Below are 16,109 nucleotides of genomic sequence, written 5' to 3'. Positions count from 1 at the left end.
ATGTTGATTGAACAAGTAGCTTCCACGCTTCTGGAATCAGTATGACGAACCAACGGATCGACTGGGACAAACTACGTGTCTTCAAGGTAGTTGCCGAATTGGGCAGCATGACTTCTGCCGCGGCGCGGTTGAAGGAGTCGCCTCCGACAGTAAGTCGCAAGATTGATGAGCTGGAAGAATTCCTGAGCAGCAAACTGTTTACCCGGTCAACTCGCGGCATGGAGCTGACGGAGACTGGTAAGACGGTGCTGCGCTATGCGCGGCAGATGGAAGAGTCCGCTAATGAAGTGCTGAGCAAGGCGATCGGCAAGACCGATGGCACCGAAGGCCGGATCACGATCGGATCAGGTGACGGTGTCGGACCCTACTGGATCGCCCCGCGCCTGGCCGAGTTTCAGGCGGCGCATCCAAGGGCGCAAGTCCGAATGCACGTCAAGGCAGAGGAGCCAGACCTGCTCAATGATGAGGCGGATATCTCGATTCAGTTTACCGAACCGCGGGACCCGGAAATTATCTCGCACAAACTGGGCACACTTCATTACATCGGTTTTGCGTCCAAAGGGTATCTCGACGCGCAAACCAGCCAGCCTTCCAGCATGTTCGAGTATCATCAATACAGATGCATCCTGCACGAATCATATGTTCAGCAAGTTGAGCGATGGGCCCCCAAGGCGCATGAGCTGAAGAAAATGATCGATTTTGCGTTTGTCACGAATTCAGCAAGCGCGATGATCACATTGTGCCGGAGAGGTGGGGGGATCGCGCTGCTGCCGACTTACCATCAAGATGTCTACCCCGATCTCGTCGCACTGGACATGTCGGAAGTGGCGCCGATCCAGTTCTGGATAGCGTATACGGAGCAGACGCGGCGGTCGCCGCTTGGCAATCTCATGATCGAGTGGATCAAGTCGCTGTTTGACAAGCAGGTCTCGCCCTGGTTCACGGACGAGTTCTATCACCCAAAGCAGCGGATCGAAGCTGAAGCGGAATTTGACGAAAGCGCGTCGGTGCCAAGAGCTGCCGGCACATAAATCCTTTTGGGATCAATCGCTCGACATGACCCGCAAAACTTTTGCCATCATCGAAAGGCGCTCTTTGGAGGGCGTACGGTCGATCCAGGAATGGCATTCGGCGCGAACCTTTGCGGACGGATCAGCATTTTTGTCATCGTCGGCATTCTCGTCTTCGAAAAGGCTGGCGATTGAGACGCGCAGGACTTCCGCGACATTGGCAAGCATTCCGGCGCTCAATCGATTGGTGCCAGTCTCATACTTTTGAAGCTGTTGATGGCTGATGCCGAGTTCAGAGCCAAGTTCAGCGAGGGTCAGGTTGCGATCCAGACGAAGTTTTCGGATTTTTTCGCCAACCATCTGATCGACTGCCGTAGGGGCTCTGGAAGTAGATTGCTTCATGACCTGCTCGCTCCATATATCCATCAGAGGTAACCAGTTTTCCCGCGAAGGGTGTTATGGCAAGGTTGCTGATACCCAAGAAAATGGAATGCACAACGAATTCCGCATTTCATCTTGGTTACTGCCCTGATAGTGGACCTGTTTGAGATGCTGAAAAACCCATTAAAAGCAGCGTTCTCTGCTATTGCTTAATCCAGATCAACATGCCCTCAATCCCACCTCTGGTGGATTGATCCTCTGCAATTTTTAATAATCTTTTTTCCACTTAATTGAGAGCGTGGCATCGCCATCTGTAGTAGTTTCTGAAGTAACGGAGACTTGTGGTCTTGGCTCCCACTCAACTTCAACGGAACTGCCCGCCGCGCCAGCCGAGTTCAACTCGAGATATACATTGTCTGCAATGTATTGTCCGACTCCTACTTGCGCCGAGCCTTCATCATTGGTTCCGAATGATAGCCGGTCCACACCAAGGGCGGCTTGAAGCCCGGATGTAGGGTCGAATCCGGAACTGTTACCGCTGAGTCGCGCAATTGAATTGGCCAGTTGAGCTGCTTCCAGCGCTGACAGGTCCACCGAGGACCGCCCGAATAGCAGGCGTGACAGAATTTCGTCTTCTGGCAGATCGGGGGAACTTGTCAGCTCGATCGAGGGGCTCGTGGGTGTGCCTGTCAGGGCGACATTCGCTTCGAACCCATTGACAGTCCGGTCTGCCTCTACCTCCAGGCGCGCCCGTCGCAGAGGTCCGTCAAAATAAACCGTACCGCTGTCGAATACGAAGGGTCGCCCTGCCAGGTCCAGAGTGCCCCGACGCATTGTGGCCGTGCCGTTGAGTCGCGGATCGGCGGCTGTCCCGGTCAATTTCAGGTCTGCTCCCCATTCGCTTTCCAGTCCGCGGCCATCAATGAAGACCCGGCGGTCCGCCGTGATCTGCATATCCAGCGCGAGTGAATGCCTGAGTGCGCTTTGACTGTCACTTGCATCGCCATCCTCTTTCCAGCGCACGTCGATGGCCTGTGCTTTGGATGATGGTAGATTGTCGAGATTGAACCGAGCGGATTGTACGTCGACATTTCCGGAAACGGTCCGCTTGTCTGCGCCACCAGCGAGATTGACCTTGCCATCCACGCGAAGTGAGTCGCCATCCCGATTATAGACCAACAAGTCAGCAAAATCGGTCGTGAGGTTGGTGTCGTCTGCCGAGAGTGTACCGGATATGCTCACCGTACCGCCATCAGCCCCTTTGCCACTCCCGCGCAAGGTTAGGGCCCGGTCGACGTAATCTGTGTCCAGATTCAAATTCACGAGCCTGAGGCTTGTTGCCCCGAACTCATAGGTGCCATCCGTTAGCTTTGCTTCAGCGCTGAATGTGGGTGTTTTTAGTGTTCCGGTCAGGTCGGCCGATGCGTCTATGACACCGCCAATATCATGTCCATAAGCTAGGGCGAGTGATCTCAAATCTGACAAATCACCTTGAAGATTGGCCGTTCCCTGCAAGGGGCGGTCCATGTCCAGGTGTGCGATACCCTCTGGATCGGCAGCGACCGGCAGGGTCGCGGACCCCGCGAGTCGCAAGTCGCCATAATCGCCTGCGCCATCCACGATCAGCGAGCCGTTCCTCAGTCGGCCTGCCAGATCAATGGCCAGCGCGCGCTCGAGTCCGGGTAACGGGCCTTCGACATTCATGTCGAACTGGCCTTCCGGATTTGCTCCGAATAACAGGAAGTCTCCATTGCCATTCACCATCACACGGCGCGTTGCTATCCCCGCTGAAGCCAGGACCGGAGCCAGGTCGACACTGTCGACCGTCAGGGTCATGCGGGGCGTGCGGGTTCGCTCGGCAATGCGCGCTTCGATATTCCCGCCGAAGATGGCGATGTTCGCCTCGACCGAGGGAGTTTCGCCCAACCGCCAACTGACGGGCTGAACGGAACGGACAGCCTCGCCAAGCAAGGTGCCATCCAGTTCTATCTGGCCGCTAGGATACTCGGCTCCGAAATCCGCCTCACCCAATATGTTGAGCGAAGTGGGCCGGGCAGTATGTTCGCGTTCGACCTGTATCGCGAAATTGTAGCCTTCCGGGGCATTGCGAATTTGTCCGTCCACTGAGTCGAAGCGAAGCGACGGTGAGAGCCAAACATTCTGAACCTGGCCAGAGGCGGTAATCGACATGTCCTCGTCCTGCGCCCGGTCCACGCTCAGTTCGACATCAAATGCACCGACATGCCGCGACCCGAGATCAAATCGGTCTCCGGCTACTCTGAGTTTGAGGTCGAGCCCGCGCTCGCCGCCATACAAGAGTGACCCTGAAAGCTGGGCCGTCTCATAGTCGGATTGGATGTCCCGCAGTGCGAACACACCGTCAGACCAGGATGCCGTGGAGGTGATCTCGACAGGGTGGTCGCCAGCAATACCTTGCAAGGCGACCGGACCCGCCCAGCCATCGTCCGACCGTCTGAAATCTACGGAAGTTTGCAAATCAGAGATATCAATGGAGCCGCGGCTAAACGCGCCGCCTGAGGATGCCAGGCTTATCGCATCCACGCCTCTTGGGCCGGAAAGCTGGAAGATGCCGGAGCTGAGATCGATTACCGAACCTGAGATAGGGATGGCATCGGACTGTGTGAACTGGCCCGACAGGTTCGCGGCCCCGCCAGGTGCATAGGTGCCCGATAGGGACAAATTCAGATTGTCACCGTCTATTCTGGCGGTCCGTACACGATAAGAGGAGTCTGTCTTTTGAACTGTGGCGCGCAGCCGCGCGATATCTCCGAAAGCTTTGGTGGCTGTCGCATTCACCTCGTCTATGCCCTGCGCCTTGACGTCTGCTACGATTGATGGGGCGGCAAACGGGCCCGTCACCGCGAGACTTCCAGTGGCGGACAAGTTGGGGGCGGATGACAGGAGGCCGGACACCTGTTGAAGTCGTGCCTGAACGTCAAGTGTCTTCTCGCGTATACTGATCGCACCGCTTGCTGCTATGCGTCCTTTGGCAAGACGTGCAGTCGAAGGGTCAAGAGTGACGACCCCGGTGTCCCGATTATAATCGCCTGCGATATCCACCCTCGGTGATTGGCCTGCGATCCGGCGACCCGTAGCGTTTGTTGCCAGGATGCCAGCTCCCGTCAGCGACCCCTTGAAGTTAACATATCGTCCGGTAGATACGATCTCCACCGGCCCTTCGACTTTCTCGAAAGGCAGGTCCGCACCCGCATTTGCGCGAAGCGCTGCAATGCCAGTCAGTCCGGGAGCCTCACGGGGATCAGTCAGAGAGCCTGAAAAGACCAGATCGGCATCAAGGCTGGCCAGTTCCCTGAGGCCAGAAAACGCTACATCAAGATTGATCGGGCCGTCGAAGTCACGCTGGCGGCTGCGATATACACCGTTTGCGGATATGGACCCGGATGCCAGCGTGCCGGAAAAGTTGAAAGGAATGCTCGCCTTCTCAATATCTCCGTCGAGTTTCAGGGTGGCAGCAGAACCGATAAGTGTTCTCAGCTGTTCGGAGATTGGCAGGCGCGATGCGTTGATGTCCGCGCTGGCCAGCAAGCCGCCAGCCGTGATCTTGCCTGTCAATTCTGCGACGGTCGCCCCTGATACCTTCAGTTGGGCAAAGCCATCGCCATCATCCAGCGTTCCGCTGGCGCGGGCACTGAGCGAAGCGCTATCGCCGTCGGGGAGATTTGTGAGTGTGGCCAGGGTGCCACCAGCGGGAGCGTCGACTTCTGCGTCCAGCCGGTAGGCACCTGAGGCTGTGCGCTTCAATGTAGCATCCACCCGGTCGCCAACGCCTTCGAGCGGAAGCGCTGTCAGGGAAAGATCGAACGTGCGCGATTTCGGCAAACGAAACTGGCCATCAATATCAAACGCAGCGCGTGGACCGGCCACACCTTCCTGCAACAAAAGCTCCGCGATACTAAGTTGATCGAGGGACACGGCCCAATTGCTGGAAGATTCCGAATCCTCATCCTCCTCCCGTTCCAGGATGGGGCGGCGGCCCACATCGATTTTCTCGGCGCTAACAAGGTCAAGTTTCACGGTCTTTGACATCAGCCGCGCAGGTGACCAGGCGATGGCGACATTTTCCATGCTCAGCCACACGCCTTCAGAATCAGTCAACGTGATGCGTGATGCGCCGAGCCGATCCAAAGGATCACCGCTGAGGCCATCGATCTGGATGGTGCCCAATGGCCCCGCTTCACGGCCATCGACCTGAGATTCGACAAATGCCCGCCCACCGTCTGAGGCAATCCAGATACGTGCAGCAATGAGCAGGACGACCAGCACAAGGAGGACCGACAGGGTGGCCACCAGCCATTTCCGCCTGCGGATCATACCGAGAAGAGATGTAAGAACGGCCATCAGAAGGATTGTCCGATGGAAACGTAGACTTGAACCGGGTCTTCCCCATCGCGGCGGCCGAGTGGGGTGGCGATGTCAAACCGGACCGGTCCGAAGCCAGGGTAAAACCGCACACCAAGTCCGAACGATGTCCGCATCTCGCCGAAGGCTTCGTCGATGGAGTCAGCTGCATATCCGGAGTCGACAAAGGCGACATAGCCCCACCGCTCGGACTTCCGCCAACGCAGTTCAAGCGAGGCAGCGAACATGGCGTCGCCGCCGATGATGTTGCCGTCGGAATCGGTCGGTGAAAGAGACTGGTACTCAAAACCGCGTACGGACCCACCACCGCCCGCAAAGAATTTCCGATCGACCGGCACCCCTTCATCGCCCAGGAACGTGCCAGCTTCGGCGCGCACAGCCGCGACCAGACGGTCGGAGATCTTTCGATACGTCGAGGCGGAACTGGTGATCCGAGTATAGGACGCTTCACCGTCCCCGAACGAAATACCCGGCTCAACACCAAGCGATACGCGGTTGCCAGCCTGTGGGTCCAGCGGCGCCTTTACCGTGTTGTAGGTCGCGCCAAGGGGAAACGAGAGGGTAACCTGCTCGACATAGTCGTCCTCGCCTTGGGCCCGCAGCTCGTAGTCTGTGGAACGAGTGGCGTCCAGCGTCGTGCCGGCGGACAATGTAAACTGGTCATTGAACGGCTGGGACAGGCTGGCTGAGATGCTCGCGCCTTGTAGGTCGTATGCGTCGGTTTCTTCCGCGCGCACGCCTGTCTCAGCGGAGAAGTCACGTCCATAGCGGCCGATGTTCGGTCGCTCATAACTCAGCGTCAGCTCGCTTGCGCGCGTTGCGATCTGGGCATCGACACCGAGCGTGTCGCCAATACCGGTCAGATTACGTCTCTCCCAGCTGGCGGTCGTGCCGACACCATCAGATGTGGAAACGCTGACACCGGCGCCGACAGAACGACGCTGGCCTTCAGAAAGCTGGAGTTCGACGGGATGCAGCCCATCGCTGTCGGCTGTCTTCTGAATGTTCACGCCGATGCCGTCGAAGAGATCTGTTCCCCGTACGCGCGTTCGCAAGGTTTCCATCTTCTCAGGGGCGAAATAGTCGCCCGGCCGCCAGTTGCGGAGGATATTGATGGCGCGATCTTCAGTTTCCAGCGAGTCTGGAATAACGAGTTCGCCCAGCTTCACGCGAGGTCCCGGAACCAGCTTGTAGGTTAGCTCCAGGGTTTTCTCGGCGCGGGATGCGAGCGCGTCGATGCCCTTGCTTTCCGCAAACGCGTATCCGGAATTGCGGAGTTGATTGACGAGACGCTTCTCGAGCGACTCGATGTCGTCGGTGACCGCCCATGTGCCGATACCCAATCCATCCGTAACCGCGTCGATCTGGTTGCTGACATCTGCGGGCAAGTCATCAACGCCGGAAAGGGCCACCGATGCGATCGTGAACCGATCACCCAGATCCACATCAAGGCGTGGACGAGTGTCCATGTCTTCCACGAGGTCTGGGCTGACAATGGCGGTGAAATAGCCTTCGGAGGCGAGGTATTCTTCCAGGGCACTTGCAGCCTGTGTGGCGCGGCGGCGCACGTCCAGCAGGCTGGTTGGCGCTCCCGCGCGAATTTCGACTGCGTCGCGCGCACCTGCTTCCAGATTTCGGGGCAACCCATCAATTGTGACGGGAATTGTGGTCGTGTCGGACGTTTGAGCTTCGTCATCGCCCGTAAAAGGAAGGTAGGCGCAGGCGGGTATCAGGCTGAGCGCAAGACAGCAGACAGCAGTCCTGCCGAAGGGCAGGCCACGACTCTCCGCTGGGCGTTCTGCCCGGTTTACCATCCTGTGTTCGATCCCTGTGTATTCATTGAGTTATGTGCGCCATCTAGCTGAGTGTACGGTGAACAAGTTTGCTGAAATTTGTCACTTCCAATCCGATAGCTGCTTTTTTGCATGTGGGCGATGCGTCCTGGCTTCGCAAAAATAGTCATCATGGGCCTGATTGCGCGACGTCGGGCTGTTCCCCATATTCGTAACTTCAATCTTTCCTACGGGGATTTTCATGACATATCTGATGGTTCTGGGCGGTCTCGTCCTCCTGTTTATCGGAGGGGAGGGGCTTGTTCGAGGATCGGTCAGCGTTGCGCGAAAGCTCAACATTTCCGAATTGGTCATAGGCCTCACTCTAGTCGGTTTCGGCACGTCGGTCCCTGAGTTGGTGACCAGTTTGCGCGCGATCAATGAAGGTGCAGTCGGCATAGCGGTGGGCAATGTCGTTGGTTCCAACATCGCCAACATCCTTCTGGTGCTCGGCGTGGCGGCGGTGATCCATCCCATCATTACCAATCCAAGCGCCCTGATGCGCGATACATCCATCATGGTCATTGTTACCGCCCTTCTGTGCGTGTTGATCTGGTTTGACCTGTTTTCACGCCTTGCAGGATTTGTGCTGGTCGCATGTTTGCTCGGCTATATTGCCTTCTCCTTGTTTGCCGACCAGGCAGCTGGCGACGAGGTGGCTGAAATGCACGCCGGGGAAGGCGAAACGGTTGAGGCCAATTACGGCGTGGTGAAGGGGGTATTCATTGCTCTGGCGGGTCTTATGGGCGTGGTGGTCGGCGCGAAACTGCTTGTCGACGGCGGCGTAGTCATTGCACGAGAGTTTGGCATCAGCGAGACGGTCATCGGGCTCTCTATCGTGGCGGTCGGGACCAGTCTCCCAGAGCTTGCCACGTCTGCCATCGCGGCTTTCCGCGGCAAGGCCGATGTCGCGCTCGGCAACATCATTGGTTCCAACATATTCAATATATTAGGTATTCTCGGCCTGACAGCTCTCGTCCACCCGTTCAGCGTGCGCAGTATGCCGAGTGGAGATGTGACAACGGACGCATTGGCCTCTGGCGCGGGCCACAGCCTGATTAGTGTTGGCGACATGTCAGCGCTCGTCCTGTCGGTTGCGCTGATGGTGCTGTTTGCAATTTCCGGCAAGCTGATCGCCCGCTGGGAAGGAGCAGTTCTCCTTTTGGGCTATGCGCTCTATATGGGGCTGACATTCAATCTCATTCCCGTACCGGCGATCCTATAATATGGCTGACAATCCGATCTATCAGGGCCTGGACCAACTCGGCCAGCAGACCCACCAACCGCAAAACCCGGAAGACGCCCAGTTGGAGCGCGTGCCTAATCCGCACGCTGGCACGCTCTATCTGACACGCTTCGTGGCCCCCGAGTTCACCTCGCTTTGTCCGGTGACAGGCCAGCCGGATTTCGCACATCTTGTGATCGACTATGCGCCGGGTCAGTGGCTGGTAGAGTCAAAGAGCCTCAAGCTCTATCTGACCAGTTTCCGCAATCATGGCGCTTTCCATGAGGATTGCACCGTATCCATCGGCAAGAAAATCTTCGATTTCACAGAAGCGACCTGGTTGCGTATTTCGGGATACTGGTACCCGCGCGGTGGCATCCCGATTGATGTGTTCTGGCAGTCCGGCGAGGTGCCTGCCGGACTTCACGTGCCGGATACGGGCGTTGCGTCCTATCGCGGTCGCGGTTAGCGCGTCCAGCGGGTCACGAGTGCAGACATATCCGCCCGTCCGCGTTCCGGTGGGGATATTTTTGAAGTTCCGAGATAGATGAAGCCGGCGACCCGTTCGGTCTCGGACAGGCCAAGACTTCCCGCAACCTGATTATCGAAGGCTGGCCACTCGCTTAGCCAGGCCCCGGCCCATCCGCTGGCATTCGCAGCAAGCAGCAGATTGTAGCACACCGCTCCGGCGGAGAGTTCCTGTTCCCAGACGGGCGTGCGGCCGTCATCCGTTGGAGCAGATATGACCGCGACCACCACGGGCGCGCGCAGAAAAAGACCGGCGGCTTCCAGCAAATCGCGGGATTCGGCGCCTTCAAGCGTTTCCCCCCGAATACGCGCCAGCTCCTGCCCGAAATCTTCGCGGGACTTTCCTTCAAATACGATGAACCGCCAGGGGGTCATCCGACGGTGGTCTGGTACCCGCGCTGCGATTTCGAGCAATTCATCCAGCGCCTCGGGAGACGGCCCCGGCTCACCGATAAAATGTTTTCCGGCAGAGCGTCGCAAGGCGAGCAGCTGCCGCGCCTCGGCGCTTGGGCGTGTTGCCAGCATGGGGGTCGCAATGGCTGGGGCGGGGGGGAATCGCTTTGTCATCGCGGCAACATAGGAGGGTGAGACTCGTTCTTAAAGGCGGTCATTAACGATTGCAGGCTTGAGCAATTGCGTCGGGAGGCGTACAAGAGTGAACAGTGTTCACTTTCTGAACGGTTTGCGCGAGTAATGTGCCATATGCAGACAGATAACGTTTCCGAAGCGACGCCAGCCGATCGTCGTCGCTTGCGCGTGCGGGAATCGATTATTTCCGCCGCAGAGCGCGTTTTCGCCAAGGAAGGCGAAAACGGCTTGTCAATTCGTCGGCTCGCCGACGAGATCGATTACTCACCCTCCGCAATCTACAAGTATTTCGGCTCGAAGGATGAATTGATTGATGAGTTGAAAGAGGCGTTTTTTGAGCGGCTCCTTCAGAAGGTTGATCGCAGCTCCAGTGCAGACCGTCCTTTTCTGCAACGCGCCAAGGCGTGCGTGGCCACTTATGTGGAGACTGCAGTGACTCGCCCCTTCCACTACGCCGCCGCCTTTTCCAGCATCCAGAGCACCGTCCCGGAAGGCTGTGCCGCGCCATTATCCTGGGACGGATTTGTGGCGTCTCAGAAAGGACAGGCCTTTGGCGTGCTGATCAGTATGGTCACCGAAGGGCAGGAGCTTGAGGTTTTTGATCCTTCGCTTGATCCCGTCATGGCAGCCAAATCAATCTGGGCCGCCTCTCACGGGCTCGCGCAATTGCTGATCCACATGCCGCAATTCCATCAGCTCGTCCCGAACCAACAGCCGATGACCGCAACAGACTTCATTGAATTCCATGCCGATCTTCAGATCCGTGGGCTGCTAAAGCCTGCTGACGGGACTGGAAGTGGCCGCCTGCCAGGACAAAACCCATGACCGACATTGATCACACAGCCGGAGATACCGCACGTGACAAACGGCCGACGGCCCTGAAGGGGCTGTTCTTCCTCATCATCCTGTTGCTCGTTTGCGGCGGCCTTGTGCTGGCTGCGACGCAGCTGCGCAGCAAAGAGGGGCCCAAAGTGGCCACGGTCGCGCCTGTGCCGATGGCGGTGCAGGTTGCGCCAGTCGAGTTGACCACAGCCTTCACGCTGAACGAAACCTATTCCGGCCTTGCCGAAGCGCGACGCAATTCTGCGCTGGGCTTTTCCGCTGGTGGCCGTATCGAGACCATTGCCGTTGATGTGGGCGATCGCGTCAAGCAGGGCAGCATTCTGGCAAGCCTCGACACGCGCGGCCTGCGCGCCCAACTCGCATCGGCCACCGCCGTGGTCAAGGAGGCGCGCGCTGCGCACTCTCTCGCCCTGAGCACGGTCGAGCGACAACGTACCCTCAAGATGCAAGGCCACGTATCCCAGCAGGCGGTCGATGAAGCCGAAGCCCAGGCGAATACTGCGCTGGCCCGAGTCGAAGCGGCCAAGGCGCAAGCCGATATTTTCCGTGTCCAGATTGACCTGTCCCGCATCTCGGCGCCGTTCGATGGCGTGGTCACGGCGCGCAGGTCCGATGAGGGCGCGATTGCCGGCGTGGGCCAACCGATTCTGGATCTGGTCGAAGCAGCGCATCTCGAAGCGCGCATCGGGCTACCCGCCAACAGCGCGGCGCGCCTGATACCTGGAGATGCGTATACTTTGCAGGCCGATACAGGGGCAGTTGAGGCTGTCTTGCGCAGCGTGACCGGCGTGATCGACCCGGCGCAGCGCACGGTCGCAGCTGTGTTCGAGATCAATGATGCCGAAATCGTCGCTTCCGGCGCTGTGGTCCGTCTGACCATGGAGCGGAATATAGACGAGCCGGGCTTCTGGGTTCCGGTGAAAGCATTGTCGACGGCCTCTCGCGGCCTCTGGACTATCTATGTGGCGGAGCCGGTCGGCTCAGGCTGGCAGGTTGCAACGCGCCCGGTCGAAATGGTGCATACTGATGGTGACCGCGCTTTCGTGCGCGGCGCGGTGACGGATGGCGAGCGCGTCATCACCAATGGCCTGCAGCGTATTGTGCCTGGCTTGCCGGTTGAGCCGCGGGATGTTCACCGCGCCTCCACCGTGAATGGTGGCTAGACCCGATGTCGACACTCTTCTTCAAATTGCCGCGCCTGGCGATCCTTGCCATTCTCGTAGTCCTGATTGGCGGACTGGGCGCAATGCTGACTTTGGGGCGTCAGGAAGACCCGACCCTGATTGAACGCTATGGCTATGTGCTGACGCCATTCCCCGGCGCAGACGCTGAGCGGATCGAGGCGCTGATAACAGAACCGGTTGAAGCGGCGCTGATGGAATTGCCCGAAATCGAAGACGTGACCTCGACCAGCCGGTCCGGCTTCTCGCAGGTCCGGGTCGAAATTCGGGAAGACCTGTCCGAAGCCGAAGTGGATGATACCTGGACTCTGATCCGAGGGCAGGTTGAGGAGGCCCGTGCGCAGTTCCCAACAGGCGTCGGCACGCCCGAAGTCGAACGCCTCTATGTCGGCGCCGCGACGCTTGTGGTGGGCCTGACATGGACCGGCGAGGGAGATCCGCCGCTCACTGTCATGCGGCGTCTCGCGCTTGATCTCGAAGACCAGTTTCAACGCCTGCCCGGAACAGAAGAAACCGAAACCTATGGCATGCCCGTCGAGGAAGTGCGCGTTGTCGTCGATCCACAAGCGCTTTCAGCATCCGGCCTGTCTTTCCGGCAGGCCGCGGCATTGATCGCATCGGCTGACAGCAAGACACCAGCGGGCCGTTTGCGCGGGGAAGGCGGCACGATCGGCTTTGAGGTCGGCGGTGAATTCGATGGCATATCCCGTGTTCGCCAGGTTCCGCTCTTGCAACGTGCCGACGGCTCGGCTGTTCGCGTGGCCGATGTGGCCCGGGTTGAGAAGGGCTTTGCCGATCCGTCCACTCAGCAGGCCTATGAGAACAATCTCCGCACGGTCATGGTCGGCGTCTATATTTCGCCCGGCCAGCGCGTCGATAAATGGGCTGAAGGTGCGCGTGAGATATCTGAAAATTTTGCGGCATCCGCGCCGCCAGGGCTCAAGGTCGAGACAATCTTCGACCAGAGTCTCTACACCAATGACCGCCTTAACGGTCTTGCGCAGAGCCTGTTGTTTTCCGCCTTCATCGTCGTCCTCGTCCTGTTCGTCACGATGGGGTGGCGTTCGGCCATCGTGGTCGGCATGGCCATCCCGTTGACGGTCAGCCTCGTGCTGATCCTGTTCAGCCTTTTTGGTCACCCGCTGCACCAGATGTCGGTGACGGGGCTTGTCATTTCACTTGGCCTGTTGATCGACAATGCGATCGTTGTGGTGGACGAATTCGACCAGTTGCGCGCCAAGGGGCAGAACCGTTTCGAAGCGATCCGCAAGAGCCTGAACCATCTGGCAGCACCGCTCGCGGCCTCCACCCTGACAACGGCGCTTGCTTTCGCGCCCATCGCCATGCTGCCCGGCGGGGCAGGAGAGTTTGTCGGCATGATCGGCCTGTCAGTCGTGTTCTCGATTACAGCCTCTTTCGTGGTATCCATCACGGTTATCCCGGCCATGGCCGGTTGGTTTGACCGCAAGCGGGGCTGGGAGACGGGGCATGCGAAGCGGCCGCGTCGCTGGTGGCGCGACGGCTTCACGAATGACTTCATTTCCGATGGCTACCGGGCCTCTATTGAAATGGTGCTGCGCTATCCGCCGCTGGGTATTCTGGCGGGTGTCGCCCCTGCGGTGTTCGGCTTCTGGCTCGTTGGCCAACTACCATCACAATTCTTTCCGCAGACGGAGCGCGACCAGTTTCAGGTGTCGCTGCAACTCTCGCCCGAGGCAGACATCCACGATACGGTCGATTTGGTCCATCGCGCGACCGAGATGATCAGTGGCATCGAGGGGGTCGAGGATGTGACATGGGTGCTCGGCCAGCCCTCTCCGCGAGTCTATTACAATATCATCAACAATACCGAAGGTGTTGAAGGCTTTGCATCTGGCTGGGTCCAGCTGGATTCGAATGAGCGGACGCATGAAATCGTCGGAGAAGTCCAGCGCAGGGTGCGCGAAGAATTCCCGAGCGCCCGTTTTCTGGCGCTGCCATTCGAACAGGGCCCGCCTGCGGATGCGCCGATTGAGTTCCGGATCATGGGGAATGACTTTGACACGTTGAACATGATTGGGGACCAGACACGCGCCGTGCTCGGACAAACCCCCGGAGTAACCTACACCGTGGCTTCGCTGGAGCTTGGCGCGCCGACCATGCGCTTGCAGGCCGATGAAGCCGCCTCTGCAATGGCGGGCGAGCGCCTCACTGATATTGCGGCAGACCTCAGCGCGGAGCTCGAAGGTGTCCGGGCTGGATCGGTCCTTGAAGGCACCGAGGAATTGCCCGTGAAAGTCATCGCGCCGATGTCGCGCCGGTCCGGTATGTCAGATTTGCGCTCGGCAACGGTCGGCAACGGTTCTGGCACGCCGATCTCCGCATTGGGCGAGGTCACGCTCGTTCCGGAGACAGCAGTCATCACGCGCCGGAACGGCCAGCGGATGAATCAGATTCTGGCCTATCTGGACCCCTACACACTGCCGGCACCGGTGCTGGAGGACTATCAGGCCCGTTTTGCGGAAACCGGTTTTCATGTACCAGCGGGGTATGAGGTCGTCGTCGGTGGCGAGGCAGAAAACTCCAGCGATGCCGTTGGCAATCTTGCCGCCGTAGGCGTGCCGCTTGTCATGGTGATGGCAGGCGCAATCATGCTTGTGTTCAACTCGTTCCGCATGATGCTGCTCGTACTCGCCTCCGGCTTCTTGTCGCTCGGCTTCGCCTTCTTCGGGGTCTGGCTGTTCAATCTGCCATTTGGTTTCAATGCCATTATCGGCGGGCTTGGCCTGTTCGGGATCGCGATCAACGGCTCCATCGTGGTCTTGTCCCTGTTGAGGGCCAATCCCGCAGCGATGGCCGACGATGTGATTGCCCAGCGCGAAGTGGTCGTGGACGCCACTCGGCACATCGTGGCAACGACGCTGACGACAATGGGCGGTTTTGTGCCGATCCTGCTGACCGGGGACTCTTTCTGGATGCCGCTGGCAGCGGGAATTTCAGGCGGGGTCGGCGGATCAGCGCTGCTGGCCTTGTACTTCACGCCCGCAGTATTTCGCATCACGACAGCAAAACCCGTTCGCACCGCGATGCGCCATGTGTTTAACCGCTCGGAAATGCCAGCTGAGTAATTGGCTGCCAACACTTGCACTCGGGCAAAAATCGCCCATCTCGTTTAGTCAGGGACTGGAAGGAAGAGACATGCCAGAGAACCCGGATATCGGCGCCCCGGCGCCCGCCTGGAACCGCCTGCGTTTTGAAGCGCGCGCCGCTGCGGCGGATGAGCCGACGCTGTCGAGTTATCTGAACTCCGCGATCCTTGCGCATTCGACCCTGTGTCAGGCTCTGTCGTTCCATCTGGCTGAGAAGCTCAAGAGCCCGGTCATGAGCACCCAGCAGGTGCGCCATATACTCAGCGATACGTATGATAACCACCGTTCTCTGGTGACCGCGGCTGAAGCCGACATGCAGGCCGTTCTTGAGCGTGATCCAGCTTGCCGGGGCATGCTTCAACCCTTCCTCTACTTCAAGGGGTTCCTCGCGCTTCAGACGTATCGCGTCGCCAATCATCTTTGGCGTGAAGGCCGCGAAACGCTGGCCTTCCATTTCCAGAGCCGCGCTTCGGAACTGTTCGGTGTCGACATTCACCCCGCCGCCCGCATCGGCACAGGCGTCATGCTGGACCATGCCTCCGGAATCACGATTGGTGAGACAGCGATTGTTGGCGATGACTGTTCACTGCTCCACGGGGTGACATTGGGCGGCACAGGCAAGGAAGTCGGCGATCGCCATCCCAAGATCGGCAAGGGTGTCTTGCTTTCGGTTGGTGCCAAGGTTCTGGGCAACATCCATATCGGTGACGAAGCCAAGGTTGCGGCCGGCAGCGTCGTGCTGAAGGACGTGCCCGCCAAGTGCACCGTTGCGGGCGTTCCGGCCCGGATTGTCAGCGGTCCATCCTGCTGTCATCCGGCCCAGACCATGGACCAGACGATTCCCGACGAGATGGGCAAGTAATCCCAAGTTTCGCCTGACAGGCGTTCGCGGTGAATACAACTCTCGTCACGGCTGAATTGCAGCAAGTTTTGACAGTTTTATTGTCTCTACCAGCGTTTCATTTCGGGATCGGAATGTTGTTGCAGGCCTC

11 protein-coding genes are annotated in these 16,109 nt (G+C 58.8%); 7 read left to right on the top strand and 4 right to left on the bottom strand.

The window, feature by feature from the left end; genetic code table 11:
- The first annotated feature begins 41 nt into the window (after window positions 1–41).
- The gene (locus L53_RS07780) at window positions 42–1,031 is read left to right on the top strand and encodes a LysR family transcriptional regulator (protein ID WP_034813890.1); all 990 of its coding nucleotides are present in this window, start codon (window positions 42–44) and stop codon (window positions 1,029–1,031) included.
- A gap of 12 nt (window positions 1,032–1,043) precedes the next feature.
- Here the strand turns inward: L53_RS07780 and L53_RS16355 are convergent, their stop codons facing one another.
- From L53_RS16355 to L53_RS07765, 3 genes are all read right to left on the bottom strand, one after another.
- On the bottom strand, window positions 1,044–1,412 hold the full coding sequence (locus L53_RS16355) for a helix-turn-helix domain-containing protein (protein ID WP_198019763.1): 369 nt from the start codon (window positions 1,410–1,412) through the stop codon (window positions 1,044–1,046).
- A gap of 246 nt (window positions 1,413–1,658) precedes the next feature.
- Entirely contained in the window at window positions 1,659–5,771 is a 4,113-nt protein-coding gene (locus tag L53_RS07770; protein WP_034813888.1) for a translocation/assembly module TamB domain-containing protein, read from the bottom strand.
- Window positions 5,771–7,606, bottom strand: a complete 1,836-nt coding sequence (locus L53_RS07765; RefSeq protein ID WP_034813885.1) for an autotransporter assembly complex family protein — start codon at window positions 7,604–7,606, stop codon at window positions 5,771–5,773. Before L53_RS07765 ends, L53_RS07770 begins: the two co-directional genes overlap by 1 nt.
- 220 nt (window positions 7,607–7,826) lie before the next feature.
- On the opposite strand from L53_RS07765, the gene L53_RS07760 reads away from it, so the two are divergent.
- The gene (locus L53_RS07760) at window positions 7,827–8,849 is read left to right on the top strand and encodes a calcium/sodium antiporter (RefSeq protein WP_034813883.1); all 1,023 of its coding nucleotides are present in this window, start codon (window positions 7,827–7,829) and stop codon (window positions 8,847–8,849) included.
- A gap of 1 nt (window position 8,850) precedes the next feature.
- On the top strand, window positions 8,851–9,318 hold the full coding sequence (queF, locus tag L53_RS07755; protein ID WP_034813881.1) for a preQ(1) synthase: 468 nt from the start codon (window positions 8,851–8,853) through the stop codon (window positions 9,316–9,318).
- On the opposite strand, the gene L53_RS07750 is transcribed toward queF, so the two are convergent.
- Window positions 9,315–9,902 carry a nitroreductase gene (locus tag L53_RS07750; RefSeq protein ID WP_233347656.1) on the bottom strand — a complete coding sequence of 196 codons (588 nt, stop codon included), beginning with the start codon at window positions 9,900–9,902 and terminating at the stop codon, window positions 9,315–9,317. The two genes, queF and L53_RS07750, sit on opposite strands and share 4 nt — an antisense overlap.
- Before the next feature lie 177 nt (window positions 9,903–10,079).
- On the opposite strand from L53_RS07750, the gene L53_RS07745 reads away from it, so the two are divergent.
- The 4 genes from L53_RS07745 (at window position 10,080) to cysE (ending at window position 15,979) form a co-directional block, all read left to right on the top strand.
- Entirely contained in the window at window positions 10,080–10,790 is a 711-nt protein-coding gene (locus tag L53_RS07745; protein ID WP_034813877.1) for a TetR/AcrR family transcriptional regulator, read from the top strand.
- Window positions 10,787–11,971, top strand: coding sequence for an efflux RND transporter periplasmic adaptor subunit (locus L53_RS07740; RefSeq protein WP_051607710.1), 1,185 nt, complete (start codon window positions 10,787–10,789; stop codon window positions 11,969–11,971). Before L53_RS07745 ends, L53_RS07740 begins: the two co-directional genes overlap by 4 nt.
- Window positions 11,972–11,976: 5 nt before the next feature.
- The gene (locus L53_RS07735) at window positions 11,977–15,096 is read left to right on the top strand and encodes an efflux RND transporter permease subunit (RefSeq protein ID WP_051607709.1); all 3,120 of its coding nucleotides are present in this window, start codon (window positions 11,977–11,979) and stop codon (window positions 15,094–15,096) included.
- A gap of 70 nt (window positions 15,097–15,166) precedes the next feature.
- Window positions 15,167–15,979 (top strand): serine O-acetyltransferase, encoded by an 813-nt coding sequence (gene cysE / locus L53_RS07730; protein WP_034813874.1) that lies wholly within the window; start codon window positions 15,167–15,169, stop codon window positions 15,977–15,979.
- Window positions 15,980–16,109: the final 130 nt, after the last annotated feature.

The organism is Hyphomonas sp. L-53-1-40 (assembly GCF_000682775.1).
Taxonomy (GTDB): domain Bacteria; phylum Pseudomonadota; class Alphaproteobacteria; order Caulobacterales; family Hyphomonadaceae; genus Hyphomonas.
Note: the sequence above shows the minus strand (reverse complement) of the source record. Positions and strands in the feature narration are given on the sequence as shown.